The sequence below is a fragment of the Pseudoxanthomonas sp. Root630 genome, from assembly GCF_001427585.1.
GTDB lineage: Bacteria > Pseudomonadota > Gammaproteobacteria > Xanthomonadales > Xanthomonadaceae > Pseudoxanthomonas_A.
The window spans coordinates 127,414-153,926 of record NZ_LMGY01000001.1 but is presented as its reverse complement, the minus strand read 5'-3'; the positions used below and the strand labels follow the sequence as shown (position 1 = coordinate 153,926).

Sequence of the window (26,513 nt, the reverse complement as noted above, 5' to 3'; positions counted from 1 at the left end):
CTTACAGAGCCTCCAGATATGCCTTGCCGCCCAGTTGGCCCACCTGCCGCTGGATCCAGCGTGCGCGGCGTTGCACATAGGGGCCGGGGTTCGCAGCGTTGTAGCGCCGGGGCGCCGGCAACACCGCCGCCAGGCGGGCGCTTTCGGCGGGCGTCAGGCGCGCCGCATCCTTGTTGCAGAAGCGCACCGCGGCCGCCTGGCCGCCGTACACGCCATCGCCGAATTCGGCCACGTTGGCGTACACCTCAAGGATGCGCGATTTCGGCCACAGCGTCTCGATCAGCAGCGTGTACCAGACCTCCAGGCCCTTGCGTGCCCAGCGCGACACCCGGTTCTGGCCTTGCCACAGGAACAGGTTCTTCGCGACTTGCTGGCTGATGGTGCTGGCGCCGCGCAGTCGCGTGGCCGGCCGCCCCCGCTTCTCGGCGCGCGCGGTCATCCGCTTGTTGTGGGCCTGCGCCTTCTCGATGGCGGCCAGGTCGAAGCCATGGTGCACGGCGAAGTTCTGGTCTTCGGCCGCCACCAGCGAGACCGGCAGGCTCGCCGCCATCTGGTCCAGGTCGCGCCAGTCGTGCGCCAGCCGGAACCCCCATTCGCCCTCGCCCAATGCCTCGATCTGGCGGGCGGCCATGAACGCCGTGAACGGAGGATCGACGAAACGAAGCACCGCCACCTGCAGGATGCTGGCGGCGGCGAACAGGAACGGGAGCGCCAGCAACCAGCGGAACCAGCGGCGGCGGCGAGTAGGCGGGTGGACGTTGACCATGTTTAGTAATTAAGGTTACGCGAACGGCTCGTTCATTTATCGTTATTCTGGCTTTAGACCACCGCAAAGTCCCGCTGCCGATGAATACATCACCGCAGGCAACCCTGCCCCAGGCCGTCGCCCAGCTGCTGGAACAGGGCGCGCAATGGGTGCAACAAGGCCAGCAGGACCGCGCCGCCGACTGCTGGCGCCGGGCCATCGAGATCGCGCCCGACTGCGCGCCCGCACTGAACAGCCTGGGCGCCTACCGCCTTGCTCGAGGCAGCATAGACGAGGCGCAGGGTTTACTGGAGCGGGCGATTCTCCACGCCCCGGGAATGGCGATCGCCCACGCGAACCTTTCCCGCATCCACTCCCAGCGCGGCGACACGCTCGCGGCCCTGGGCGCGATCGACCACGCGATCCGTGCGGAGCCCACGTCCTGGGGCCCGCACATGGAAAAAGCCCGGCTGCTGGAGTCGGCCGGCCGCCACCGCGAGGCGTCGAAAGCCTGGGGCAGCGCGCTGGCCTACATGCCGGAAGCCGCACGCCAGTCGCCGCACCTGCAACCGCTCATCCAGCAGGCCAGCGCCTCGGTGCGGGAGAACGAGGGGCAGTTGAGGGCATTCCTGCAGGATCGCCTGAACGGTCTGACGGAGCGGCGGGGCCATCGCGAACTGGAACGCTTCAACCATTGCCTCGACATCATCACCGGGCGGCGCAGCTTCGTCACCGCACGCCCCCTGATGCTCCCGTTCCCCCGCCTGCCCGCCATTCCGTTCTTCCACCCGGAGGACTATGACTGGGTCCCGAAGGTGGAAGCCGCGTTTCCCGAGGTGTTGCGCGAACTCAACGCGTTGCTGGAGCAGCAGCGCGATTTCGTGCCCTACGTGCAGACCCAGGAAGGACAGCCCAAGGGACAGTTCGCCGCCCTTGATCGCACCCTGGACTGGGGCGCCTACTTCCTCTGGAAGAACGGCCAGCGCATCGATGCCCAGGCGGACCTGTGTCCGCGCACCGAAGCCGTCCTGCTCGAACATGCGCCCCTCAACTCGGTCGCAGGCCGTGCACCCGTCGCCTTCTTTTCGGCCCTGAAACCAGGCACCCACATCCCCCCGCACAACGGCGCGACCAACACGCGGCTGACGGTGCACCTTCCCTTGATCATTCCCCGCGACTGCGCCCTGCGGGTAGGCGAGGAAACGCACGTCTGGCAGCCCGGCAAGCTGGTGATGTTCGACGACACCATCGAACACGAGGCATGGAACTTCAGCGACCAACTGCGCGTCGTCCTCATCTTCGACGTCTGGCATCCGATGCTGACCGACTTGGAAAGGCGGCTGGTCGCCCATACCGTGGAAGGCATCATGGCCTACTACGGCGAAGGCGCCGACCTCGGAGAACTGTGAGCAGCGACCTCGATACCCTGACCCGCTTCCTGCTGCCTGCCGCCGGCGTCCGCGGCGTGGCGGTCCGCCTGGACGACACCTGGCAGGCAGTGGCCGGCCGCGTCCCCTACCCCACCGCCGCCCGCGAACTGCTCGGCGAAGCGACGGCCGCCTCGGCGTTGTTCACGGGGCACACCAAGGTCGATGGCCGGCTGTCGATCCAGCTCCGCAGCCAGGGCGCCCTGCGTACGCTTTTCGCCGAGTGCACCGCCGCCGGCACGGTCCGCGGCATCGCCCAACTCCAGGACGGACTCGATGCCCCCCGCGACCTGCGCGACCTCGGCGAGGACGCCCTGCTGGCCATCACCATCGAGAATCCCGGCCTGGACCCGCGCGAACCCCAGCGCTACCAGAGCCTGGTCGGCCTGCAATCCAGCCGGCTGGCCGAGGCATTCGAAGACTACTTCCGCCAATCCGAGCAACTCCCGACCCGCTTGCTGCTGGCGGTGGACGAAGGGCGCGCCAGCGGCCTGATGCTGCAGAAGCTGCCCGGCGACGAGGGCGATGCGGACGGTTGGAACCGGGCCGGCGCCCTGTTCGACACCCTCCGCGAGCCCGAGCTCCTGGCCGTCCCCACGCGGGAGCTGCTGCATCGCCTGTTCCACGAGGAGTCGCCGCAAATCCTGACCGAGCGCCCAGTTCGCTTCGGATGTTCTTGTTCCCGCGAACGCGTTGCGAGCATGCTGCAATCGTTGGGGGAGGAAGAGGCGACGGCCGCACTGGCCGATGGCATGGCGGAAGTCCGTTGCGAGTTTTGTGGGCAGGAGTACCGGTTCACGCCTGCGCAGATCTCGGAACTTTTCAGCCTGCCGCCGGTCGATGTGGAAGCGCCCGGCCGGTTGCAGTGAGCCGGCCGTCGGGCCACCGCCCCGGGGACTTGTTAAAGAAACATAAACGGCATAGCATCAGTTCCCCTTCGGGAGGGGAACTCCAGGTCGTCCTAGGAGTCTGAAGCGAGCCATGAACCTGCGTAGCCTGACACTGTCGCTTGCCCTGCTGCTCGCCTCCGGCGTGGCGGTGGATGCGTATGCGCAGAAGGCGCCGGCACGCAAGGCCGCCGATCCCCAGGCCACGGCCCTCCCCATCTGGAACAACGACGGCAAGGTCGAGGCGGTCCTGCTGCTTGAGCCCACCGGCCAGGCCGAGGCCGGCGCCCGCTGGCGCTTGGGCCGCAACACACTGACCACCGCCTTCGGCCTGGACAGCGGCGATGCCCTGGGCCTGGTCTGCAACCGCAAGGCCGGCGTGGTGGGCAATATCGGCAACCTCGCCAGCCATTGCATGCTCGCCACGCTCGGCGACGACGATGACGACACCGACAGCCAGCGTGTCGGCGCGTCGGCGGTCCTGAGCCGTCCCGGCGGCAAGCTGGGCCTGTCGGCGGGCACCGGTCGCGACACGCTGCCGGCCTGGCTGTCCTCCGGCCGTGCTGCAGGCCGCATCGAACAGAACGACCTGGCCGTATTCGGGCAGAAGAACATCGGTCGCGAAGGTTTCGTGTCGATCGGCGGCGCCGTGGCCAAGGCCACCCTGGTGCCGGTGTCGGATGTGCCGGCCTTCGCCGACCGGTGGAATACGCGCAGCCTGACGGTCGGTGGCGGCTACGGTCCCTTCAGCGCCAACATCATCGGCCGCGTCGTCGACGTCCCGGGCCAGCCCGGCAAGTGGGAAGGCCTGGGTCTCGGCGTGACCTGGCGCACGCCGTGGAGCGGCCAGCTCACCGTGGGCGCGGAAAACGTCATCACCCGCGGCAAGAATCCCTTCTCGCTCACCAACGAGAATGCGGACGAGGGCACCGTGCCCTACGTCCGGTACGAGCAGGATCTCTGACGCCGCGTTTTCCGGCGGTGTCCGTCGCGCATCGCGCCGACGTGTTCGCATCATCCCCGCACCGTTCCCTGCTGCCTGCGCTCCCCTGAAAACGGCGCGGCCTCTACACTAGCGTCCTCGACAAACGACAGACGCCTTGCAGATGAAAGTTGCGGACCGGCTCAATGCGGCCAAGAAACAGATCGAATCGGGCAATCTCGCGGAAGCCCGCAAGATCAACGCATCGATCCTCGCCGCACGACCGCAGAACACCGCAGCGCTCCTGCAGGCATCGCGCCTTGAAGGCCTCAGCGGCCGCTATCGCCTGGCACGGGAGTACGCCCTGAAAGCCCTGGCGAGTCGCTCGGGTGAGGAATCCGTTGGCGCTGCCTTCCTCCTGCGGCGCCTGCAGGCATTCAACCTGGGCGGCGAAGCCATGGCGTTGATCGATGCGCTCGAAGGCATGCCCGGCATCACGCCCCCTGTGTACGACGCCCTCGGCACGGTACTCAACCAGTTGAACCAACCCGAACGCGCGCTGCGGGCGCTCGACAAGGGCCTCGCACTGGCGCCCGAGGCGATCGAGCTCAAACTGACGCGCGCGCATACGCTGGTGTTCCTCGGCCGCTTCGACGAAGCGGAGCGCGAGATGGACGATTGCATGCGGCGCGTACCCGAGATCGGGTTCGGCTGGTGGACCTTGTCCCGACTGCGCAAGCAGCGTCCGGATGCGAATCACGTGGAGGCCCTGCGCAAGCAGATTTCGCTCTCCGGGCACAACCCGGCGAACACGGCTTTCCTGGCGTACGCGCTGCACAAGGAACTGGACGACCTGGGCGACTACGAAGGCGCGACCAAGGCCCTCGACATGGCTTGCCGCGCGAAGCGCAGCCAGGTCAACTACTCAGCGGAAGATACCGAACACCTGTTCGCCAAGCTCCGCGCCATGCCCGTCAGGCCATCCGCGCCCAGCGAGCCAGGCGCGCGCACCCCTATCTTCATCGTGGGGATGCACCGGTCCGGGACCACGTTGCTGGAACAGTTCCTGGACGGCCACTCCCGCGTCCGGGGCCTGGGCGAACTCTACGAGTTCACTGCGCAGATGCGCCTGGCGACGGATCACTGGTGCAAAGGCGTGGTGGACGAGACGGTCGTCGATCGTGCCCCCGACGTCGACTACGCGGCCGTGGGCAGGGGTTACCTGGAGTCGGTGGCCTGGCGTTGCGGCGAGGAGCCCTACTTCGTCGACAAGCTGCCTTCGAACTTCCTCAACATCGGCTTCATCTGCCAGGCCCTGCCGCAAGCGAAGATCCTGCACATGGTCCGCGACCCCATGGAGAGCTGCTTCTCCAACCTGCGCGAACTGTTCTCCGACAACACCAACCAGTACTCCTACAGCCAAGGCGAACTGGCGGCCTTCTTCGCAGCCTACGAAGGCCTGATGGCGCACTGGCACAAGGCGTTCCCGGGACGCATCCACGACGTGTCGTATACCGCGCTCACCCGCGACCCGGAAACCACGCTGCATGCCGCGTCGACATTCTGCGGATTGGATTTCGAGCCCGGCATGCTCGCCCTGGAAGCCAGCAACCGCGGCGTCACCACCGCGAGCGCCGTACAGGTCCGCCAGGGCGTCGTAGCGCTGGAGAAGCCACGCTGGGCGCCTTACGCCACTTATCTGGCGCCGCTTGGGGACGCGCTCAGGCATGCCCGCAGGCAGACCTGGGCCGGCCAACCTCCGTCAACCTGACGTCCCGCCATCAGGTTGCCTGCGAACCCAGTCCACGGATCAACGGCGCCAGGTATTCGCGGTACGGGTCCCACTTCGGGACCTCACGTACGATCACCGGACTGCGCACCTGCACGGCGCTGGCCGTGGCGACGCTCTGCACGCGGGAGCGCGGGTCGACCATGGTGGGCAGGAAATCCAGCCCACAATGCGAAGCGACACCGCGCATCACGCCTTCAGTGTCGCGAGTCAGTTCGGCGTAGTGGATATCGAGGATGCGCCCCGGGAACGTCGCATGCCAATGCGCCATGAGATCCTGGTACATCAGGTAGAACTCGGCGAGTTCGGCCTGATCGTAGGAATAAGGACTCGCTCCGGAGAACAGCTCACGCAGGTTCGAGAAACACGTCTCGACCGGGTCCCGCACCATGTGCAGGATGCGCGCATCCGGTAGCGCCCTCAGGATGTAGCCGATGTTGAAGAAGTTCGCGGGCAGCTTGTCGGTCAGATGGGTCTGGCCCGGTTCCAGCCGCCATTCCACGCCACGGACGTAGTGCTCCGCGACTTCATCGAAGTCCATCGTTTCAGCGCGACGCACCATGTCCTCGTCGAGGAATCCGGTGCTCTGGTAGTCCGCCACGTAGCGCATGCTGGTCACGAAGTCGTGCAGCTCGCCGGCATTGAGCATCGCCGGGTTACCGCCCAGCAACTGCTCCAGCAGCGTGGTTCCGGAGCGGAACATGCCCACGATGAAGACCGGCGTGAAACCACGGTCAACTCCCCCGGCCGCCACCTCCGGCATCGGCGCGGCCTTGAGGCGGGCCATCAAGGCCCTGCTCTGCGCCGTGCTGTACTTCAGTTCCGAGCGCTTCAACTTGCAACCCAGGGTCAGGGCTTCACCCGCGCCAGCGATATCGCCCAGGTCGTCCAGCTCCTTGTGGAGCGCGAATGCCAGGAAGGCCCGCTCCCCGGGCGGACGGGCGACTTTCAGTTCGCGGCGCAGCTCTTCCACGTGATTGGATGTGGGCGTCTGCTTGCGCAGGCGGGCCAGCGTCCACCAGATCGCCGCCATCCCCTTGTTGTACATCATGCAGTCGCGAAGGTCGTGCTCGGCCTCGTCGAAGCGGCCCAGGAACGTATTGATCTGCGCTCTCGCCAACAGCACGGGCGCGTTCGCGGGTTGCCGGCTCAGCGCGAGATCGAGCAGATCCAGGGCGCGCTGCTGGTCGCCGAGGTAGCTGGCCTGTGCCGCCACGGCGTGCAGTTGGCGTGCATCGAGTCTCTGCGGTTCGAAGCGCCCGATCAGCTCATGGAGCGCCGATGTCTGATTGAAGTTCCTAAGGCGATTCAGCACTTTCACCATCAGGGCGGGCGAAAGTCCGGGCAGTGCGTATGCCCTCAGCGCGTAGTCGCATGCGGCCCGGTAACTGCCGATCTTCGACTCGATGTAGGACAGGTGGACCAGCGCTTCCGCATGCTCGCCCGTTTCAAGCACCCGAAGGAAGCTCTTGCGGGCCTCGTTGAAATTGCCTGCTGCGGCCGCGCGTTCCGCCGCCTGCATCAGCCTCGCCACATCATTCATCGATCCGATCCCAGGTTCCCAAATGCGCGCACCAGGCACATGACACGTCCAATCTAGTGTCGGTCGCCCAAAAAACAAAGGGGCCGAAGCCCCTTTGTCTTTGACGCTGCAGCAGTGTTCCGATGGATCAGAACGTCTGCGTGTAGCGCAGGTACACCTGACGGCCGTACGCGTTGAACAGCAGGCTGTTGTAGCCCTGCGTGAAAGCCTGGTCCAGACGCGGCTTCTTGTTCGTCACGTTGATCGCACCCAGCGTGAACTTGCCGTTCCAGGGCGTCTTGTAGCTCGCCTGGAGGTCGTGGGTCACGTAGATGCCGCTGCACTTGTACGCGTAGCCCGCATCCACCGTGTCCTGGCAGCTGTAGCCGTAGTTCGTCTCGAACAGGTCGACGTAGTACTCCGGGGTGTAGTCGATCGCATTGACCGTCCACGACACCGAGAAGTCACCCTTGCTCCAGGTGTTGAACAGGCTGGCGCGCCACTCGGGGTAATCCGAGAGGTTGACGTACTCGGTCGAACCGGCGACCGGCGACGAGATCTCGTAGCTGTTGACGAAGCTGACCTGCAGCTGGCTCTTCAGCTCGCCCCAGGTACCGAAGTCAAAGTTGGTACCGGCGCGGAAATCCAGGCCATCGGTGGTGACCAGACCTTCGTTACCCCAACCCGCGCGGACCTGGATGATCGCCTGGGTGCCCGGATCGCGGGTGACGTACAGGTGCGACGGCAGGAACTGGCCGTTGCGCTGGCGGTTGATGACGGTCTGTGCCGAGTAGAAGCGCTGCTGGTTCTCGATCTCGATGTTGTAGTAATCGAGGCTCAGGTTCAGCCAGTCGGTGGGATCCCACACGACGCCGGCGCTCCACTGGCTGGACTCTTCCGGCTCCAGTTCCGGCGTAGCAACGCGCAGGCCATTGATCTGGATCGAAGCCGTCGGCGAGACGCCCAGCTGGGTGGCGGTCGGCGCGTCCACCACCGAGTCAGCCGAGAACGAATCCAGCTGGTTGATGATGTTGAGCGGCGGAGCGCGGAAGCCTTCGCCGTACGACGCGCGCAGGGTCAGGTTGTCCAGCGGCTGGTAGCGGAACGAGATCTTGGGCGAGGTGCTGTCGCCGAAGTCCGAGTAATCGTCGTAACGGGCAGCCAGGTCGATCTCGAAGTTGCTCAGGATCGGGAAGATCCATTCGCCGTAGAACGAGGTCAGGGTGCGGCTGCCGAAGGACGAGTTGCCCGACGAACCGCCGACGTTGCCGGCAGCGGACTGCGCGTCGTAGATATCGGCGTAGTCGTCTTCGCGGTACTCGGCGCCCAGGGCCAGCACCGAGGTGCCGCCGCCCATCTCGAACAGGTCGAACGTCGCCTGCGCGTAGAGCTCGTCCTGCTTGTAGAAGCCATTGCGCGAGGTCGTGGTGCGGATTTCGTTCAGAACCGCTTCGGAGTTGCCGTTCGGGTTGAAGATGTTATACGCGCCCGAGTTGAACAGCTCGGTGGCGACCGGGATGTTCACGTAGTTGCTGCCGAACGACTTGAAGCTCGATTCGTTGCGACGCAGGCCGAAGTCCAACGCAATCTTGTCGGTCGCCTGCCAGTTGAAGCCCAGGTTGAAGTCGTAGACGTTGGTGTCGTCGTAGTTGTCGCGCGGGCCCAGGGCCGCGAAACGGTGCTTGACCAGCTGGTCGGTGGCGCCCGGGTTGTTCGGGGTGCCGGCGGCGACGAAGATGTACTCCGGCGTCGGCGCGAAACGGCCGAAGCTCTCCACGCGGGTCACGCTGCTCGAGAAATAGACGTTCCAGTCGTCATTGATCTGGTAGTCACCACGGGCGAACGCACCCTTCTGGTCGATCGACGCGGTGTCGGCGGCAACCAGATTGAAGTCGTACAAGCAGCTCCACAGGTTGTTCCGAGCGCTGTAGCTCGTGTAGAAACCGGGATTGTTACAACCGTTGGCTGCCGTGGCGGCGGTCTGACCACCCACCGCGCCATTGTTGCGGGTCGGCGCACGATTGCCGTTCGCGTCCAGCGCGAAGTTGTAGTAGTTGTTCGAGTACGACGATGCACCCGCGCCAACCCAGTCCAGATCCGAGATGTAGTTGATGCCGCGGCTGTTGTACGACACGCCGGCCAGCAGGCGGCCGCGGTCGCCGGAAACGCCGAACAGGGCCGAAGCCTCTTCGGTGTCGCCGCCACGGTAGCTGTCACCCTTGCCGATGGTGAGCTCAGCGCCGTTGAAGTCCTTGCGCGTGATGATGTTGACCACGCCACCCAGCGCGTCGGCGCCGTAGATGGCCGAGGCACCGTCGGTCAGGATTTCGACGCGCTCGACAGCGGCGAGCGGGATCGAGTTCAGGTCCTGGCCAATGCCGCTCTGCGGCGAGGTCGGGGCGCGACGGCCGTCGATCAGGATCAGCGTACGACCGCCACCCAGGCCACGCAGGCTGAGTTCGGAGAACGACTGGGCCGAGCTGCCGGAAGCCGGCGTGAACGAACCGAACGAGTTGAACGTGGAGTTCTGCAGCAGTTCGGCCACGGAGACCTTGCCGCTGATTTCGATGTCCTGACGGCTGATCACGGTGACCGGCAGCGCGCCTTCGATGTCCGCACGCTTGATGCGCGAACCCGTCACTTCGATGCGATCGAGGGTCTTGGTGTCCGAGCTGGAACTCTCGGCTTCCTGTGCGAACGCGTTGCCGGTAGCCAGCGACGCCGCGCTGACGAACAACGCAAACTTGATCGCGCTGGGCAGCTTCTTGAGGTTGGTCATTTAGAGGCTCTCTCTCCAAAGTTCAATTAAACGACAGAGATCTCACGATCCCGGCCAATGGTTCAGACGCCAACGGCTGCGACTGGTGCCCGAAGGATAACGTAAATTTTACGGCGATGAAAAGAACCCGCTGATTTTCTGAGAAAAAATCGTTTTTCCCTGCAACGTCAGTTACTTGCGAAACAGTTTCTTCTGAAACGAAGGCCCGGTGTGTGTGCCGTATGTCGGGCGGCGTCGGCAAGGCACAAGGACCTCCCTATTCATAAAACAGAACGGGGCCGCGCTGGAAAGCGCGGCCCCGTGGTGTCGGCTGAGTGGGCTCGACTGTTATTCGACCCGTACTTCCGCGCTCCCGGAGAACGTCTCCACACTCACCCGTCCGGCACCATCACCGTAACGCGTAGTGAAACTGGAGCCGGGACCGCGGCGCTTCTCGATGGTGACGCCAGTGGCCTTGAGCGAACCGCTGAAGCTTTCGCCGCTGACCTGGGCCGACACGTTCTTCGGCAGGCGCAGCACGAGGTCGCCACTGACGGACTCCATGCTGATCTCCCCTGCCGGCGCGAGGCCCGTGGTGACATCCACGCGGCCGCTGACCGTACTGGCACTGAGATCACGGACCAGTTCGCCGTTGACGATCACTTCGATGCGCCCGGACACCGTCTCCGCATCGATCTCGCCGGCGAGGCGGCCGCGCAGCAGGATCGAACCGCTGACGGTGGCGACATCGACATCGTCGCTGTTGAGCGTCAACGTGGCGTTGCCGCTGACGGTCTCGACATCGGCCTTGCGCGGCGCCGCGGCCGCCACGACGCTGCCGCTCACGGTGCTGATCGACATTTCGCTGGATGCGATGCCACTCACATGCACGTCGGCGGCGACCGACTCGATGTCGAGATCGGCTCGCAGCGGCACCATGACCACCAGGTCGGTCGGCCCGGTCTTTTCACCGCCCCAGCCGTTGTTACGGGGATAACGCACCTCGATGCTGATCTGCGGGCCGGAACCGTCGATGTCCAGCTTCTCCACGCCCTTGCCGAGCGTGCCGGTGACCTGCACTTCGTTGCGCTCCCAGCCGCGCACTTCGATGCGGCCCTTGAGGTTGCTGATGTCCACCCGGCCACGCGCATCCAGCGGGCGGGTCTCGTTGATCGCAGTCTGAGCGAGCGCGGTCGGTGCGAGCAGCGCCATCGCCAGCAGCAGTGAGAAGGAAAGGGTCGTACGCATGGGGAACTCCTCAGGTCATGGCCGCGCGCTGGGTCAGCACCAGGCGGCGGGCGTAGGTACGGCGCAGTTGGTCGAGCAGGAAGCGCGCGTTGGGATCGGTGGCGATGGCATGGCGGATTTCGGCGGCGCTCTCATCCAGTGCGTGCAGTGCCGGACCGTATTCGGGCGAGCCCTTGGCCTGCACATCCAACTGCGCCAGCGCACCGGTGTAGTCGCGGGTCAGGGCCGCGGCCTCGCGCTGGATCACCGCATCACCGGTGGGTGCGCGCTGCAGCTGCCAGGTAACGGTGACCGCCAGCAACACCGAAGCGGCCAGCGCGAACGGCGCCAGTGCCCGTCGCTTTGGCGCGGCGGTCTCTTGGGGTGCGGTCGCCAGGCGAGCGGCGATGTCGGGCCACAGGTCGCGGGCCGGGGGGGCGTCCTGGCGCAGCGCGCGCAACTGCCAGCGCAGTGCGTCGTCGGACGGGGAAGCGGGCTCGTGGGGGGTCATGCGTGTACTCCTAGGCGCTCGCGCAGCAAGTGCCGCGCTCGGTGCAACTGGGCTTTTGAACTGCCTACCGCCATGCCCAGCTCGGCGGCGATCTCTTCGTGCTTCCAGCCCTCGACGTCGTAGAGGACGAGCACCGCGCGGGCACGCGGCGGCAGGGTGGCGACGGCCCGCTCCAAGTCCATCGACAACGCGGTGGTCTGGCCTGCGCTGTCGGCCAGGCCCAGTCCTTCGATGGCGTCCTCGTCTTCGTCGAAGCGCGGACCGTTGCGACGGCTGCGCAGCTCCATCAAGGCGGTGTTGACCGCCAACCGATGCAGCCAGGTACCGAAAGCGCTCTCGAACCGGAAGGCCGGCAAGGCCTGCCAGGCACGCACGAAGGCTTCCTGGGTGAGGTCTTCGGCACGGACGCCGTGGAAGCCCACCAGGCGCTGGATGACACCATGCACGCGTCCGGCGTGGCGGCGGTAGAGCGCCTCGAACGCCTGCATGTCGCCGCCCGCGGCGGACCGCGCCAGGGCGCTGTCCACGGCGGCGGCCGCGTCCGGTGAGGGGCTGTCGGCGATCGGTTCCATGATGGTTGCATTCAGCATACTGACTACGATGCGCCCCTGCGGAGAAAGGTTTAGACACCGCCGCCCCAAACGCAGAAAGCCGCCCGGGGGCGGCTTTCCACATGGCCGGTGGCGGCTGGCCTTACTTCTTCAGGCGGGCCGCGATGGCGGCACCCAGGTCGCCCGGCGAACGGACGGTGGTGACGCCTGCGGCTTCCATCGCCGCGAACTTGCCTTCCGCCGTGCCCTTGCCGCCGCTGGCGATCGCACCGGCGTGGCCCATGCGCTTGCCGGCCGGAGCCGACGCGCCGGCGATGAAGCCGACGACCGGCTTCTTGACGAACTGCTTGATGTACTCGGCGCCGGCTTCCTCGGCGTCGCCGCCGATCTCGCCGACCATGATGATGCCTTCGGTCTGCGGGTCTTCGTTGAACAGCTTCAGGCAGTCGACGAAGTTCAGGCCGTTGATCGGGTCGCCGCCGATGCCGATGCAGGTCGACTGGCCCAGGCCCACTTCGGTGGTCTGCTTGACCGCTTCATAGGTCAGCGTGCCGGAGCGCGACACGATGCCGATCTTGCCCGGCATGTGGATGTGGCCCGGCATGATGCCGATCTTGCACTCGCCCGGGGTGATGACGCCGGGGCAGTTCGGGCCGACCAGCACGGTGTCCGGATGGGCGCGGGTCAGCACGTTTTTGACGCGCAGCATGTCCAGCACCGGGATGCCCTCGGTGATGCAGACGATGACCTTGATGCCGGCCGCGGCCGCTTCAAGGATGGCGTCGGCCGCGAACGGCGGCGGCACGTAGATGACGGACGCATCGGCGCCGGTGCTCTTGACGGCATCGGCGACGGTATCGAACACCGGCAGGTCGATGTGGGTGGTGCCGCCCTTGCCCGGGGTGACGCCGCCGACGACCTGGGTGCCGTACTCGATCATCTGGGTGGCGTGGAAGGTGCCCTGCTGGCCGGTGAAGCCCTGCACGATCACCTTCGTATTCTTGTTGATCAAAACGCTCATGGAAGATTCCTGGTTCGGTGACGTGGATTAGGCGGCGGCCTTGACCGCTTCAACGACCTTCTTGGCGCCGTCGTTGATGTTGTCGGCCGGGATGATGGCCATGCCGCTGTCGCGCAGCAGTTGCTTGCCTTCTTCCACGTTCGTGCCTTCCAGGCGGACCACCACGGGCACCTTGACGCCCACTTCCTTCACCGCGGCGATGATGCCCTCGGCGATCATGTCGCAGCGGACGATGCCGCCGAAGATGTTCACGAAGATGCCTTCGACCTTGTCCGAGGACAGGATCAGCTTGAACGCCTCGATCACGCGCTGCTTGTTGGCGCCGCCGCCCACGTCGAGGAAGTTCGCCGGCTCGCCACCGTTGAGCTTGATGACGTCCATGGTGGCCATCGCCAGGCCCGCGCCGTTGACCATGCAGCCGATGTTGCCGTCCATGGTCACGTAGTTGATGTCCATCTCCGAGGCCAGCACTTCGGTCTCGTCTTCCTGGCTCTTGTCGCGCATGGCGACCAGGTCCTTGTGGCGGAAGGCGGCGTTGTCGTCGCTGTTGAACTTGCCGTCCAGCGCGTACAGGTTGCCGTCGTCCAGGATCGCCAGCGGGTTGATCTCGACCAGCGCCAGGTCCTTCTCGTTGAAGATGCGGTACAGGTTGACCATGATGTTGGCGAACTGGCCCGCCTGCTTGGCGGTCAGGCCCATCTTGAAGCCGAACTCGCGGCCCTGGTACGGCTGCACGCCTTCGACGAAGTCGACGTTGAGGCTGTGGATCTTGTCCGGCGTCTCGGCCGCGACCTGTTCGATCTCCACGCCGCCCTCGGACGAGGCGATGTAGGTGATGGTACGGGTGCCACGGTCGACCAGCACCGACAGGTACAGCTCCTTGACGATCTCGCCGGCGGTGGTCACCAGCACCAGGTTGACCGGCAGTTCGACGCCGGCGGTCTGGTAGGTGGCCATCTTGGTGCCGAGCATCTTGCCGGCGGCCGCCTTGACGTCATCGACGGTCTTGCAGAACTTGACGCCGCCGGCCTTGCCGCGGCCGCCTGCGTGGATCTGGGCCTTGACCATCCAGGGGCCGTTGCCGAGGGACGTGGCGGCTGCGACCGCTTCGTCCGCCGTGGAGGCGACTTTGCCGGCCGGAACCGGGATGCCGTACTCGGCCAGCAGTTGCTTGGCCTGATATTCGTGGAAATTCATGCGTCACCGTGGGTAGGGAACAGAAGACATCGCCCGCGTCCGGGGCCGGGGGCAGCGGCGTGGGCAAGCCCCCTATTGTCGCTGACCGGGGCGGGGGGCGCAAAACCTCGGGTCTAAGTCTTTGGTGGAAAAGGACTCGCTGGGCCACGCAGGGGCCGTCATGCCTATACTGTGGGCCTCGCTACAGGGGAAGTACGCGTTTGCGCCAGGCCCAGTCGCTCCTGTCCCGCATCGAATCGGTGCCGCGCCGCGAGCTGTATTTCTTCGCGCTGTACCGGCTGCTGGAGGCCGGGATCCTGGCGGCGCTGATGTTCAGCCCCCTGGGCGAAGTCCTGGGGCAACCCCGCCATCCCGTCATGGGTACCACCGTCACCATCGGCTATCTGGTGGTGGCGTTGATCCTGTTCTTCGTCGGCCGCAACGTCGGCTGGCTGACCTCGATCGTTTTCGCCAGCGTCTGCATCGACATCGCGGCGGCCACCCTGGCCACCCATGCCCTGCCCGGGGCCACCGCCGGCATCGCGATGATGCTGCTGTTCAATGTGTCGGCCGCGGCCCTCCTGCTGCCGTCCACCCGGCTGGCGCTGCTGGTGGCGATGATCGCGATCGCGGCCCTGTTCGGCGAGTACTTCTTCACCCTGTTCCACGACCGCACGACAAGCCGTTCGGTGGCCGAGGTCATCATGTTCGCGGTCAGCTATCTGGCGCTGGCCTACCTGGCGCACCAGGCCGGGCAGAAGGCACGGACCAGCCAGGCGCTCGCGGACAAGCGCGGGGAAGAAGTCGCCAACCTGTTCGAGGTCAACGAGCTGATCATCCGCCGGATGCGGACCGGCGTGCTGGTGATCGACGCCGACAACCACATCAAGCTGGCCAACGAAGCGGCCAGCCTGCTCCTGGGCGACGGGGGCGATGGCCAGGGGGCGGACGGCAAGGGCGTCTCGCTGTTGCATGCCGCACCCGAGCTAGCCCGCCGCCTGCAGCGCTGGCGCAATGGCTGGCAGACGGACGAGTCGCCGATGCAGCTTTCGCCGGAACAACCCGAGGTCCAACCCCGGTTCGCCCGCCTGCTCGCCGACAGCGAGACCTCGCTGATCTTCCTGGACGATGCCACGGTGGTATCCCGCCGGGCCGAGTCGCTGACCCTGGCCGCCCTGGGCCGTTTCTCGGCCAGCCTCGCCCACGAGATCCGCAACCCGCTCGCGGCCATCAACTACGCCGTGCAGTTGCTGGAGGAATCCCAGCAGATCACCGACGGCGACCGCCGCCTGCTGCAGATCATCCACCAGCAGTGCCAGCGCACCAACGGGATCGTCGAAAGCGTCCTGGGGCTGGCCCGCCGGGAACGCGCGACGCCGGAGCACGTGGACCTCAACAGCTTCGTCCGCCGCTTCGTCGACGAGTACCAGCAGACCTTGTCCATCGAGACCGACACGCTGGAGCCGATCATCGGCGCACGGCCGGTCCCGGCCCTGGTCGACCCGCGCCACCTGCAGCAAGTGGTCACCGTGCTCGTCCAGAACGCGCTCAACTACGGCCGCCTGCCAGGCGAATCCGCGCGGGTGCGGTTGCGGGTGTTCAATGCCGAAGGGCGCCCCACCATCGACGTGATGGACCGCGGGCCCGGCATCCCGGAAGCCGTCGCCGCACAGCTGTTCCGCCCGTTCTTCACCACCTCCGAGCACGGCACCGGCCTGGGTCTCTACATCGCACGCGAACTGTGCCGGGCCAACCAGGCCACGCTGGAGTACGTGCCCGTGCCCGGTGGCGGCAGTTGCTTCCGCATCACCCTGCCCGGGCCGCATGCCCTGCTGCCTGCCTGATGGCGCGCTCCGGGCACCGGGGCTCGCCTATCATGATTCACATTGTGCCGTTACACTGGCCGCACAGGGGCATGAGGGGGATGCATGAATCAAAGCCGTAGCGCCCTGATCGTCGACGATGAACGCGACATCCGTGAACTGCTGACACTGACGCTGGGCCGCATGGGCCTGCGCATCGATACCGCAGCCAACGTCGGCGAGGCCCGCGAGCTGCTGGCCCGCAACACCTACGATCTCTGCTTCACCGACATGCGCCTGCCCGACGGCAACGGCATCGACCTGGTCGGCGAGATCTCGCGCAGCTACCCCAACACGCCGGTGGCGATGATCACCGCGTTCGGCAACATCGAGCTGGCGGTGGAGGCCCTGAAGGCCGGCGCCTTCGACTTCGTCAGCAAGCCGGTGGACCTGGCCGTGCTGCGCGGCCTGGTGAAGCATGCGCTGGAGCTCAACAACGCCGAGCGCGCCCCGCCCCCGCCCCCGCCGCCGGAACAGGCCAGCCGCCTGCTGGGCAATTCCGCCGCGATGGCATCGTTGCGCGAGACGATCGGCAAGGTCGCGCGCAGCCAGGCGCCTGTCTACATCATGGGCGAATCCGGCACCGGCAAGGAGCTGGTCGCCCGCACCATCCACGAGCAGGGCGCGCGTGCATCGGGCCCGTTCGTCCCGGTGAACTGCGGCGCGATCCCCGCCGAGTTGATGGAAAGCGAATTCTTCGGCCACAAGAAGGGCAGCTTCACCGGCGCGCATGCCGACAAGCAGGGCCTGTTCCATGCCGCCAACGGGGGCACCCTCTTTCTCGACGAGGTCGCCGAGCTGCCGCTGCCGATGCAGGTCAAGCTGCTGCGCGCGATCCAGGAGAAGGCCGTGCGCCCGGTGGGCGCGTCCAGCGAAGTGCAGGTGGACGTGCGCATCCTGTCGGCCACCCACAAGGACCTGGGCGAGCTCGCGGCCGATGGCCGCTTTCGCCACGACCTGTACTACCGCATCAACGTGATCGAGCTGCGCGTGCCGCCGCTGCGCGAGCGCACCGGCGACCTGGCCCAGCTGACCAGTGCCATCCTCGAGCGCCTGGCCAACCAGCACGGCCGGATGTCGCCGTCGGTCTCGCCTGAGGCGATGGAAGCCCTGGGCCGCTACGCCTTCCCGGGCAACGTGCGGGAACTGGAGAACATCCTGGAGCGCGCCCTGGCGATGTCCGAGGGCCACAGCATCGAGATCGACGACCTCTACCTGCCCCAGGCCCCGGCCGGCAAGAAGTTCGGCGGCGATTTCAACCCCGGCGAAGTCATCCGCGATGCCCCCGGCGCCGTGGACGTGGACCCCGCCGCAGGCGCCTTGCCCGACTACATCGAACAACTCGAGCGCGCCGCCATCCAGAAGGCCCTGGAAGAAAACCGCTGGAACAAGACCAAGGCCGCCGCCCAACTGGGCATCACCTTCCGGGCGCTGCGCTACAAGTTGAAGAAGCTGGGGATGGAGTAGGCGGAGGGGCTGTAGGTGGAAACGCCTCGGCCGCCGGATAACCGTCGCGGCAGCGCTTCGCCAACCAAGAACTGCGGCTTCAGGCGGTCATGCGCACGGCAATGCGGGCCGCACGGACCCTCAGCGTCACAATGTGACGCTTCGCGTCAGGCGGCCCACTCCGCGTCAGGGCTTTGACGAAAACCGATATCGCCATGGCAATGTGTGAATCTGTGATCGCACCCCGGAATGGCCGGCTTTCCTGATACACATCGTCTTTAAATGATGCGATAGTCGCCCCCGACTTCGGCGTCTGGGTTCCATTCCGGGGAAGGTTTGGGGGAACCGCTGGGGGCACTGAAAGTTGGCACACATCCTGCTCCATCTTCCTAGCACGTGCAGCCGTACGCGCGGCGCCCACGGTCCAAAGCTAGGGACACGGGGCTTGTGTGTCCCTACCATCCAAGCCAAATCCTGAAAGGGGAATTGTTATGAAGAAGAACATGCAGGGCTTCACCCTGATCGAACTGATGATCGTCATCGCCATCCTGGGCATCCTGCTGGCTATCGCCATCCCGGCCTATCAGGATTACACCGTCCGCGCCAAGGTCTCGGAAGCCATGACCATGGCCGCCCCGCTGAAGCTGGCCGTGGCCGAAACGCTGTCCTCGACCAACGGCATGCCCGCCGACAACGCTGGCGCCGGCTACTCGTTCCCGGGTGCCACCAGCTTCGTCAGCGGCATCACCTCGGCCAACGGCGTGATCACCGTCGCCACTGCCAACACCGGCACCACCGGCAACCTCGTGCTGACCCCGGCCCGCGTTGGCGGCAACAGCTCGGCCCAGCTCACCTGGACCTGCACCGCTTCCACGATCCCGGAAAAGTTCCTGCCGGCGAAGTGCCGCTGATCGCCTGATCGGCTAAGCTTCAAGGAAGGCCCCGGCCATGCGCCGGGGCTTTTTTTTGGGGATCATTTCGTGTCGAGACCTGCCAGGCTCTTTCTGCTCTTCCTAGGCATCGCGCTGGCGATCTATTGGCCGGGTTTGTCCGGCCCACTGGTGTTCGACGACCACCAGAATCTTGCGCCATTGAAAGAGTGGCTCGCCGGGAACACCAGCGCCTGGCGCGTGATATTCGACAACGCATCCGGCCTGCTGGGCCGGCAGGTGTCGATGGCCAGCCTCGTACTGAACGTACAACTGCTTGGCCCAGACATCTGGGGGCTCAAGCTCGGCAACCTGCTCATCCATCTGGTCAATGGGGTACTGGTCTACCTGCTATTCACACGTCTTGCGCGCGCGCAGGCACCCGTGCAGGGCATGGGACCCACCGTCATCCGATGGATGCCCTGCATCGTGGCCGGCATCTGGTTGCTACATCCACTACAGGTCAGCACAACGCTTTACGTCATCCAGCGCATGGCCATGCTGTCGGCCCTGTTCACGCTGGGCACGCTGATCGCCTACATCGAGGCTCGCGAAGCGCTGCGTGACGGACGCCGCGCCCGTGCTTGCGTGCTTTTCTTCCTGACTGGCACTTGCACGCTGCTTGCCGCATTTTCGAAGGAAAACGGCGTACTCGCCCCTGCGCTCTGCGCAATCATCGAGTTCTGGATCTTCTCGCCTGTTGCAGGTAGACGGCGGCATCCTCTGTCCTGGCTCTTCATAACAGGTGCGCTGATCCTGCCCGCCGTCGCTGGACTTGCGCTGACCGCGGCGCAAGCACCTTTCATCGTTGCGGAGTACGCGAATCGTCCCTTCACGCTGGGCGAGCGACTGATGACACAGGGTCGGGTCTTGTGGGACTACGTCGGCGCATTGATTCTGCCCTATGGCCCGCGCTTGGGCCTGTACCACGACGACTACCTCGTCTCCTCAGGTTGGATGTCGCCTGTCACCACCCTAGCCGCCTGGCTGGGCTGGCTAGCCACTCTGTTGGTCGCCTGGTATCTGCGCAAACGAGCCCCTGGAGTGGGCCTGGGCCTCGGGTTCTACCTGATCGCGCAGGCCCTGGAGTCCAGTGTTTTCCCGCTACTCATGTATTTCGAGCATCGCACCTATCTGCCTTCGGCTGGCGCCCTCTGGGCCATCGCCAGCCTTGTCGTGCTTGGTGCTCAGCACCTATCGTCGCGCATGGATCATCCGCGCCGCATATTTTCGATTGCGACCGGGGCTTTGCTGGTGGTCCTATCTGTCGCAACGTCTGCACGCGCGTATGTCTGGCAATCGCAGCACTCCTTGCTTGCCCAAGGCCTGGAGCACCACCCTGACTCGCGGTGGCTACGCGCCGACATCGCCCAGGACCTCATGTTTCGCAACCCGCCTGACGCGGCAGGCGCGCACATTCAAGTTCACGCGCTGGAAGCATCTCCACAGGAGAGCACGCGCAGACTCGCCGGAGTTTGGCAGTTGCTGATCGACTGCTCGACGGGCAAGCCCACGCGACCAACAAGCAAAGCGCTAGCGTTCGGAGGCGTCGCCAACGACATTGAAGCTGACTTGCTGGTCGCTTTCGAGACGTTGGGGAACGGGATACTCAACAAACCCTGTGTCGACATGGATGCTTCGTATCTCGGTCGCGAGATGGCCCAAGTAGCCGACAAGACCTCGGTTCCGCAGACCCACTTCAATGTGCGCCGGCTACGTTTCAAAGCAGCGCAACTGTACGTCGCAAGCGGCGATGCGGACACGGCGATAGCGTTATCCCGGCAGGCGGACTCTGGCACGAGAGAAGATGCCCCCATTGGCGCTTTCCTGGCCGAGCTATTGATTGCCAAAGGGAGAATCCAGGAAGCACGCCCGATACTGCTTCGGTTGCAAAGCCAGGTCCCTCGAGATGACGCGACAGGCCAAGCAATCCTAAAAGCGCTGGAAGATCGCTCTGCAGCTACGACGCATCACTAGTCTGGGCAACTCTTTCCCGCCATCCGAGCAGGGCGGCCACGCACGCAGACCCCAGATCGAAGCCAGCCAGCACCAGACGGACGAGGGCCGCGAATGCCAACGCGCGATCGCCAGGAAGGACGCTTGCTGCCAGTGCCACGAAAACCCCTTCGCGCACGACGATGCCGCCCGGCACCACGACCACCAGGATCCCCACGGTCGTCGCCACGCCGTAGAGTGAAGCCACGAGCAAAGCGTCTACCCACGCCATGCCCAATCCTGCTTTCGACAGCAGTGCCACCATTGCCAACTGAGAAATCTGATGGAGTGCAGTGAGAATGGCCGGACCGACCAACCGCCGATGAGGGATCGCGCCAAGGGAGACACGCTCTAGCGCCCCCCATCTCAGCCAACCGCGGAGATGCGCCAGCACGGTGGAAAGTACATGCCATCCCGCCACTGCAACATATGGCACGGCCGGCAGAAGCAGCAGGAATGGATAGCCGGTGCTGAAATCAGACCAGGCAAGCGAGGCCAACAGTGCGAGTGTCGACAGCCCAATCCATTGCTCGAAGGCGCCCGCCACCACCAGCCTCGAGATCTGTTGCTCGGCAGGCGTGTCGGCGAGTCTTGCGGTAAAGCCCCAGATACCGCCGGGCAGATACTTCCCCAGCAACAGCAACGACAGATGGCGCGCGGAACGGGCGAACGACAGGGGCATTCCCGTGTAGAGCAGCACGATCCGCCGCCAGGCCTCCACGAGCGCCCCCCAAGATGTTGCCAGCAGTGCGGCAATAGCAAGCAGGCCTGAATAACCCAAGCGTGCGAACAGTTCCGAGATCTCCGAGAAATGGCGTTGCAGCACCAGCACGCACGCGATCAGCGCCACCCAGAACACGCTGGCGACCAGCAGCTTTCTCGCTTTCGGCAGCCAACCAAGCGGCATCGTCTCAGCGCTCCGCGAGGCTGGCGTCATGGATCAGGCGCGCAAGCAACTCGCTGTATCTGCCAGCAATCGCCCTCCAATCGAATCGATCACGGACCGACGCCGCGAGCGCGCGCTGCGAGGCGGGGCCGGCGGACAGAACTGAAACGATCCGGTCCGCAAGGGCGTCCTCATCGGTCGCGTTTACGGCCACGTCGCGAAAATGCAGGCCCAACGTGTCAGCGACGGCACCGACATTGCCCACGACGACCGGACAGCCACATCCCAAGGCCTCCACGACGACCAGCCCCAACCCCTCCTGATCGCCGGAGCCGGCCTCCACGAAAGGCGCGACGAATACCCCTGCCCTGCGATACGCAGCAGGAAGAGAATCCGGCGAAGCAGGCCCCATGAAGCACACGATCGCCTCCAGCCCGAATCGCTGCACGGCGGCCCGTAAGGAAGGCTCTTCGGGTCCGAACCCCACGATCTCCAGCCTGGCGTCGGGATGCCTCCGTCGTATGGCCGGCATCGCGCGAATGAGGTGGATGACACCTTTCTTCTCCACCAGGCGTCCGACGAAAAGGATCAAGCAGGGGTCCCGCTCGACGGTCGGCGACACCGTGAACGTTTCCTCAAGATCGACACCCATGGGGATGATTTCGGCCAGCCCTTCCGCGGGCATCTGCGGAGAAAGCCTGTCCAGCAACGCCCGACTGACGACCGTCAGCGCCTGCACGCGACGCAGCACATGGCGCCTCACCACATCGAACGTCTTGCCCCGCAAGGCAAAGACATCCGCGCCATGCGACGTCACCAATATCGGGGCATGGGAACGCGTCAGGGACCTCGCCACGCATGCGATGAGCCCCTGGGGAACCAACCAATGCGCATGGATCGCGTCCACACGCCTGCTCACCAGCATCGTGACCAGCGCAACGAGTTGCGCCATCACGAACAGAGGCACCAGCAGCATCTTCCATTTTGCGCGCCGAATATTGGTCGCGATGCCTCCGTCGTTGACCAGCGTTTGCAGTCTGGCTGGCGCATAAGGGAACCGGACGACTTCGACGCCATCCAACCACTCCCGTCGCGCTGCACCGGCGGCGTGAGGGCAAAGCACAATGACGTTGAACCCTTCGCCGAGTCGTCGTGACAGCTCATGTACGAAGCCTGGCTCGTGATCGCCACGCCACCTCGGATACGTCGATGCGAGGACCAACAAGACCGGCTTCGCCTCCGCGTCAGCCATTTCTCGCAGCCTCCAGCCTGTAGCCGAGCGTCAGGGCAGGCCAATCCGGCAACAGTGGTCCCAGAATCCAGGCCGCGAGATTTATCAGGGCGATCAAGGCGCCCAACAAGGGCAACAGCAAGACCGAGGGGCTTCGCTCCAGCAAACTCCTTTGGGCCACTCCGCCAAGGGCGAGGCATGCCAGGACAGCCCCGGTCCTGAGTGCCCCAAGCGTTCGCCGCACGCCTATGACGCGCATGCCGGCGGCTTCGACCTCCCGCTGCAGACCGAAGGACGTGTAGCGCTGGAAGTCATACGGGGCGTCGTGGATGGGATAGAGGAACGGCAGCGTGATGAGAACGCGTCCATCGGGCTTCAGGACACGGCGGATTTCCTGCAGGGCTGACTGAGGGTTCCTGAGGTGCTCCAATACTTCAGACAACAGGACGGTGTCCGCCGTTTCATCGCCGAAGGGCAACCGCTCCGCATTCGCGAAAACCGTAGGCCGCGCCTCGTACAAGGTCGTGCCCGTACTCGGGTAATCGATGCCGATATAGGTACAAGAAGGAGGCAGGGCCTGCTCTGCCCAGCGCGAGGCGCAACCGACGTCCAGGACAACCCCCCGGGCATTGGCTTTCAACCATTGCTCCAGTGCGCTGCGCCCGGGGATCAGCCATTGGGGATGAAGGGGCGTCCGCCTCAGCAGGCCGGCCCAGCGCCGTGCGTGCGACGCGCCCGCCACTACGGCTCCCGACGATACGTCAATGCCGTGATCTGCTCGGAGACCAGTCCGATCAGGAAAATGATCACGGACGCACTGAACAACAACACGCTCATGTTGGTGAAGCGCCCCTGTGTCACGAAGGTCCAGCCGTAGTAGCCAAGCCCGATCAGGAAGAAGGTGACAGCCGCAGGCGCGAACAGTTTCAACGGCGAGTACAGCGTGGCGATCTTGAAGATGATCAGCAGGAAGCGTACGCCATCACGCAGGGGCCGGATGTGGCTGCGGCCTATGCGCTTCGCCACGGGAATGGGGACATAGGCCACCGGATACGCGCTGCGGAAAAACGCCATGGTGCTGGTCGTGGGGTACGAGAATCCATTCGGGAGCAGGTGCAGGAACTCCCTGAACTTGTCCGCGCGCACGGCCCGGAAGCCCGACGTCAGATCCTTCACCGCAAAACCGGTCATCCGTGTGGCCAACCAGTTGTAGAAGGTATTGGCCAGGCCGCGGCTCACACCGGCCTGTCCGTCCCAGTCACGTGCTCCCACGACCATGTCGTAGCCTTCTTCCAGCTTCTGCAGCAGGTGGGGGATGCAGGCCGCGTCATGCTGTCCGTCAGCGTCCATGAACACGATCACATCGCCAGAGGCGACGCGCGCCCCTCGCTTGATCGCCGCACCATTGCCCATCGAATAGGGCGAGCGGATCACGCGGGCACCGTTGGCCTCGGCGATCTTCGGCGTTTCGTCGCTGGAGCCGTCATCCACCACGATCACTTCGGCGTCCGGCATGAGGGACTTCAGGCCGCCCAGCGTGCGGGGTAGCCCGCCCGCCTCGTTCTTCGCCGGCAGAACCACACTGACCTTCATCGATGCCCCATACGAGTTTCCCTTGCCCAGCTTACTGCATCCGGCTGGAGACCCCGTCCAGCAAGCGCGCCAGACGTGCCGCCCTGCGTCAGCTTGTGACCTGCGCACGCTCTGGAAGCGCTACGCCTCTCGCCCCGATCCTCGCGGTTGCAGTAAAGTCGGGCGTGGCCCGGTTCTTGCTGCATCCTTGGGCCGTACCCCCTGCTGCACGGAAATCGCCATGAACGCCGTCACTTCGCCCGCCGCCAATCTGATCGGCATTACCGGCATCGCCCGCCGCCTCGTACAGGATGGCGCCCTCGATGAGGCCACGGCCCGCAGTGCGATGGCCAACGCCACGGAAGCCAAGGTGCCGTTGGCTCAGTGGATGGCCGAGAAGCGCCTGGTCGCCCCCGCCCATCTCGCCGCAGCCAACGCTATCGAGTTCGGCATGCCGCTGCTGGACGTCACCACCTTCGACCCCGCCCACAGCGCCATCAAGCTGGTCAGCGAAGAACTGATCCAGAAGCACCAGGTACTGCCGCTTTTCAAGCGCGGTGCCAAGCTGTTCGTCGGTACCAGCAATCCGACCCAGACCGCGGCACTCACCGAAATCCAGTTCCACACCAATCTGGCGGTCGAGGCGGTTCTGGTGGACGAGGACCAACTCCGCCGCACGCTGGAGCAATGGGTCAATGCCTCCAGCAGCCTCTCCAGTACGTTCGGGGGCGATGACGAAGAAGGGCTCGACAACCTGGAAGTCGGCACGGACGACGACCTGGGCGGCAACGACACGGGGGTGGACGCCAAGGGCGACGACACCCCGGTGGTGAAGTTCGTCAACAAGGTGCTGATCGACGCCATCAAGCGCGGCGCCTCCGACATCCATTTCGAGCCCTACGAAACCGACTATCGGGTCCGTCTGCGCATCGACGGCATCCTCAAGCAGGTGGCCAAGGCCCCGGTGAAACTGAGCCAGCGCATCGCCGCGCGCCTGAAGGTCATGTCGCAGCTGGACATCGCCGAAAAGCGCGTGCCGCAGGATGGCCGCATCAAGCTCAACCTGTCCAAGACCAAACAGATCGACTTCCGCGTCAGCACCCTCCCCACCCTGTTCGGCGAGAAGATCGTGCTGCGCATCCTGGACGGCAGCGCGGCCAAGCTGGGCATCGACAAGCTCGGTTACGAGCCCGACCAGCAGAAGCTGTTCGAGGACGCCATCCAGAAGCCCTACGGCATGGTGCTGGTCACCGGCCCCACCGGCTCGGGCAAGACGGTGTCGCTGTATACGGCGCTGGGCATCCTGAACGACGACATGCGCAATATCTCCACCGTCGAAGACCCGGTGGAAATCCGCCTCCCCGGCGTCAACCAGGTGCAGCAGAACACCAAGCGCGGCATGACCTTCGCGGCCGCCCTGCGCAGCTTCCTGCGCCAGGACCCGGACATCATCATGGTCGGCGAAATCCGCGACCTGGAGACCGCCGAGATCGCCATCAAGGCCGCGCAGACCGGCCACATGGTGCTGTCCACCCTGCATACCAACGATGCGCCGCAGACCATCGCCCGCCTGATGAACATGGGCATCGCGCCCTACAACATCACCAGCTCGGTGACCCTGGTGATCGCGCAGCGCCTGGCCCGTCGCCTTTGCTCCAAATGCAAGAAGCCGGTGGAACTACCCCACAAGGCCCTGCTGGCGGAAGGCTTCACCGAAGCCGAGGTCCAGGCCGGCTTCACGCTTTACGACGCCGTCGGTTGCGAAGAATGCACCGAGGGTTACAAGGGACGTACCGGCATCTACCAGGTCATGCCCATGTCCGAGGACATCCAGGCCATCGTGCTGGAGGGTGGCAATGCCATCCAGATCGCCTCCGTCGCCCAGCGGGCCGGCATCCGCGATCTGCGCCAGTCGGCCTTGATGAAGGTGCGCAACGGCGTTACCAGCCTGGCCGAGATCAACCGCGTCACCAAGGACTAGCGGGCACTGCGCAAACCCTGCCCCCCGTCACACGGGGGGTGCTTCCCTCCGGGCCATAACCGGCTACCATGGGCA

The 26,513-nt window shown here is 65.2% G+C and carries 21 protein-coding genes; 9 read left to right on the top strand and 12 right to left on the bottom strand.

All coding sequences use genetic code 11. The annotated features are described in order from the left end of the window. Position 1: 1 nt before the first annotated feature. Entirely contained in the window at positions 2-766 is a 765-nt protein-coding gene (mtgA, locus tag ASD72_RS00700; protein WP_056878054.1) for a monofunctional biosynthetic peptidoglycan transglycosylase, read from the bottom strand. An 80-nt stretch (positions 767-846) separates the two neighbouring features. Here mtgA and ASD72_RS21350 point away from each other — a divergent pair, with 80 nt between their 5' ends. From ASD72_RS21350 to ASD72_RS00680, 4 genes are all read left to right on the top strand, one after another. Further along, entirely contained in the window at positions 847-2,154 is a 1,308-nt protein-coding gene (locus ASD72_RS21350; protein WP_056878053.1) for an aspartyl/asparaginyl beta-hydroxylase domain-containing protein, read from the top strand. Then, positions 2,151-3,041 (top strand): Hsp33 family molecular chaperone HslO, encoded by an 891-nt coding sequence (locus ASD72_RS00690; protein WP_056878052.1) that lies wholly within the window; start codon positions 2,151-2,153, stop codon positions 3,039-3,041. Before ASD72_RS21350 ends, ASD72_RS00690 begins: the two co-directional genes overlap by 4 nt. A 118-nt stretch (positions 3,042-3,159) precedes the next feature. Next, positions 3,160-4,023 (top strand): hypothetical protein, encoded by an 864-nt coding sequence (locus ASD72_RS00685; RefSeq protein WP_056878457.1) that lies wholly within the window; start codon positions 3,160-3,162, stop codon positions 4,021-4,023. Between the two features lie 142 nt (positions 4,024-4,165). Further along, entirely contained in the window at positions 4,166-5,752 is a 1,587-nt protein-coding gene (locus ASD72_RS00680) for a sulfotransferase (protein ID WP_056878051.1), read from the top strand. Positions 5,753-5,762: 10 nt separating this feature from the next. Here the strand turns inward: ASD72_RS00680 and ASD72_RS00675 are convergent, their stop codons facing one another. From ASD72_RS00675 to sucC, 7 genes are all read right to left on the bottom strand, one after another. Further along, positions 5,763-7,313, bottom strand: a complete 1,551-nt coding sequence (locus tag ASD72_RS00675; protein ID WP_056878050.1) for a sulfotransferase — start codon at positions 7,311-7,313, stop codon at positions 5,763-5,765. 127 nt (positions 7,314-7,440) lie between these two features. Then, positions 7,441-10,071 (bottom strand): TonB-dependent receptor, encoded by a 2,631-nt coding sequence (locus tag ASD72_RS00670; protein WP_056878049.1) that lies wholly within the window; start codon positions 10,069-10,071, stop codon positions 7,441-7,443. Between the two features lie 327 nt (positions 10,072-10,398). Continuing rightward, positions 10,399-11,298, bottom strand: coding sequence for a DUF4097 family beta strand repeat-containing protein (locus ASD72_RS00665; protein ID WP_056878048.1), 900 nt, complete (start codon positions 11,296-11,298; stop codon positions 10,399-10,401). A gap of 10 nt (positions 11,299-11,308) precedes the next feature. Continuing rightward, entirely contained in the window at positions 11,309-11,788 is a 480-nt protein-coding gene (locus tag ASD72_RS00660) for a hypothetical protein (RefSeq protein ID WP_056878047.1), read from the bottom strand. Further along, the gene (locus tag ASD72_RS00655) at positions 11,785-12,360 is read right to left on the bottom strand and encodes a sigma-70 family RNA polymerase sigma factor (RefSeq protein WP_056878456.1); all 576 of its coding nucleotides are present in this window, start codon (positions 12,358-12,360) and stop codon (positions 11,785-11,787) included. Before ASD72_RS00655 ends, ASD72_RS00660 begins: the two co-directional genes overlap by 4 nt. Positions 12,361-12,481: 121 nt before the next feature. Next, on the bottom strand, positions 12,482-13,360 hold the full coding sequence (sucD, locus tag ASD72_RS00650) for a succinate--CoA ligase subunit alpha (protein ID WP_056878046.1): 879 nt from the start codon (positions 13,358-13,360) through the stop codon (positions 12,482-12,484). Positions 13,361-13,387: 27 nt separating this feature from the next. Continuing rightward, on the bottom strand, positions 13,388-14,557 hold the full coding sequence (sucC, locus tag ASD72_RS00645; RefSeq protein ID WP_056878045.1) for an ADP-forming succinate--CoA ligase subunit beta: 1,170 nt from the start codon (positions 14,555-14,557) through the stop codon (positions 13,388-13,390). Between the two features lie 200 nt (positions 14,558-14,757). Between sucC and ASD72_RS00640 the strand changes: the two genes are divergently transcribed. From ASD72_RS00640 to ASD72_RS00625, 4 genes are all read left to right on the top strand, one after another. Further along, positions 14,758-16,380: a HAMP domain-containing sensor histidine kinase gene (locus ASD72_RS00640; RefSeq protein WP_056878044.1), complete on the top strand. Its 1,623-nt coding sequence runs from the start codon at positions 14,758-14,760 to the stop codon at positions 16,378-16,380. A gap of 84 nt (positions 16,381-16,464) precedes the next feature. Beyond that, complete coding sequence (locus tag ASD72_RS00635) at positions 16,465-17,865, top strand: sigma-54 dependent transcriptional regulator (RefSeq protein WP_056878043.1); 1,401 nt, start codon at positions 16,465-16,467, stop codon at positions 17,863-17,865. Between the two features lie 470 nt (positions 17,866-18,335). Further along, positions 18,336-18,755, top strand: a complete 420-nt coding sequence (locus tag ASD72_RS00630; RefSeq protein ID WP_056878042.1) for a pilin — start codon at positions 18,336-18,338, stop codon at positions 18,753-18,755. Positions 18,756-18,824: 69 nt separating this feature from the next. Next, positions 18,825-20,750, top strand: coding sequence for a tetratricopeptide repeat protein (locus tag ASD72_RS00625; protein ID WP_056878041.1), 1,926 nt, complete (start codon positions 18,825-18,827; stop codon positions 20,748-20,750). Here the strand turns inward: ASD72_RS00625 and ASD72_RS00620 are convergent. From ASD72_RS00620 to ASD72_RS00605, 4 genes are all read right to left on the bottom strand, one after another. Then, positions 20,734-21,705: a lysylphosphatidylglycerol synthase domain-containing protein gene (locus ASD72_RS00620; protein WP_056878040.1), complete on the bottom strand. Its 972-nt coding sequence runs from the start codon at positions 21,703-21,705 to the stop codon at positions 20,734-20,736. The genes ASD72_RS00625 and ASD72_RS00620 overlap by 17 nt on opposite strands. Next, a complete protein-coding gene (locus tag ASD72_RS00615; RefSeq protein WP_056878039.1) occupies positions 21,680-22,906 on the bottom strand; it encodes a glycosyltransferase in 1,227 nt (408 codons plus the stop codon). The genes ASD72_RS00620 and ASD72_RS00615 overlap by 26 nt, the downstream gene beginning before the upstream one ends. Next, complete coding sequence (locus tag ASD72_RS00610) at positions 22,899-23,525, bottom strand: class I SAM-dependent methyltransferase (RefSeq protein WP_162250327.1); 627 nt, start codon at positions 23,523-23,525, stop codon at positions 22,899-22,901. Before ASD72_RS00610 ends, ASD72_RS00615 begins: the two co-directional genes overlap by 8 nt. Before the next feature lie 101 nt (positions 23,526-23,626). After that, positions 23,627-24,478: a glycosyltransferase family 2 protein gene (locus tag ASD72_RS00605; protein ID WP_056878037.1), complete on the bottom strand. Its 852-nt coding sequence runs from the start codon at positions 24,476-24,478 to the stop codon at positions 23,627-23,629. A 253-nt stretch (positions 24,479-24,731) separates the two neighbouring features. Here ASD72_RS00605 and pilB point away from each other — a divergent pair, with 253 nt between their 5' ends. Then, on the top strand, positions 24,732-26,438 hold the full coding sequence (gene pilB / locus ASD72_RS00600; protein ID WP_200948810.1) for a type IV-A pilus assembly ATPase PilB: 1,707 nt from the start codon (positions 24,732-24,734) through the stop codon (positions 26,436-26,438). Positions 26,439-26,513 lie beyond the last annotated feature (75 nt).

Bases quoted from the DNA above. Each gene is read 5' to 3' on its own strand.
- mtgA (WP_056878054.1), bottom strand. From the start codon at position 766: ATGGTCAACGTCCACCCGCCTACTCGCCGCCGCCGCTGGTTCCGCTGG.
- ASD72_RS21350 (WP_056878053.1), top strand. From the start codon at position 847: ATGAATACATCACCGCAGGCAACCCTGCCCCAGGCCGTCGCCCAGCTG.
- ASD72_RS00680 (WP_056878051.1), top strand. From the start codon at position 4,166: ATGAAAGTTGCGGACCGGCTCAATGCGGCCAAGAAACAGATCGAATCG.
- ASD72_RS00675 (WP_056878050.1), bottom strand. From the start codon at position 7,313: ATGAATGATGTGGCGAGGCTGATGCAGGCGGCGGAACGCGCGGCCGCA.
- ASD72_RS00670 (WP_056878049.1), bottom strand. From the start codon at position 10,071: ATGACCAACCTCAAGAAGCTGCCCAGCGCGATCAAGTTTGCGTTGTTC.
- ASD72_RS00665 (WP_056878048.1), bottom strand. From the start codon at position 11,298: ATGCGTACGACCCTTTCCTTCTCACTGCTGCTGGCGATGGCGCTGCTC.
- ASD72_RS00660 (WP_056878047.1), bottom strand. From the start codon at position 11,788: ATGACCCCCCACGAGCCCGCTTCCCCGTCCGACGACGCACTGCGCTGG.
- ASD72_RS00655 (WP_056878456.1), bottom strand. From the start codon at position 12,360: ATGGAACCGATCGCCGACAGCCCCTCACCGGACGCGGCCGCCGCCGTG.
- sucD (WP_056878046.1), bottom strand. From the start codon at position 13,360: ATGAGCGTTTTGATCAACAAGAATACGAAGGTGATCGTGCAGGGCTTC.
- sucC (WP_056878045.1), bottom strand. From the start codon at position 14,557: ATGAATTTCCACGAATATCAGGCCAAGCAACTGCTGGCCGAGTACGGC.
- ASD72_RS00635 (WP_056878043.1), top strand. From the start codon at position 16,465: ATGAATCAAAGCCGTAGCGCCCTGATCGTCGACGATGAACGCGACATC.
- ASD72_RS00630 (WP_056878042.1), top strand. From the start codon at position 18,336: ATGAAGAAGAACATGCAGGGCTTCACCCTGATCGAACTGATGATCGTC.
- ASD72_RS00620 (WP_056878040.1), bottom strand. From the start codon at position 21,705: ATGACGCCAGCCTCGCGGAGCGCTGAGACGATGCCGCTTGGTTGGCTG.
- ASD72_RS00615 (WP_056878039.1), bottom strand. From the start codon at position 22,906: ATGGCTGACGCGGAGGCGAAGCCGGTCTTGTTGGTCCTCGCATCGACG.
- ASD72_RS00605 (WP_056878037.1), bottom strand. From the start codon at position 24,478: ATGAAGGTCAGTGTGGTTCTGCCGGCGAAGAACGAGGCGGGCGGGCTA.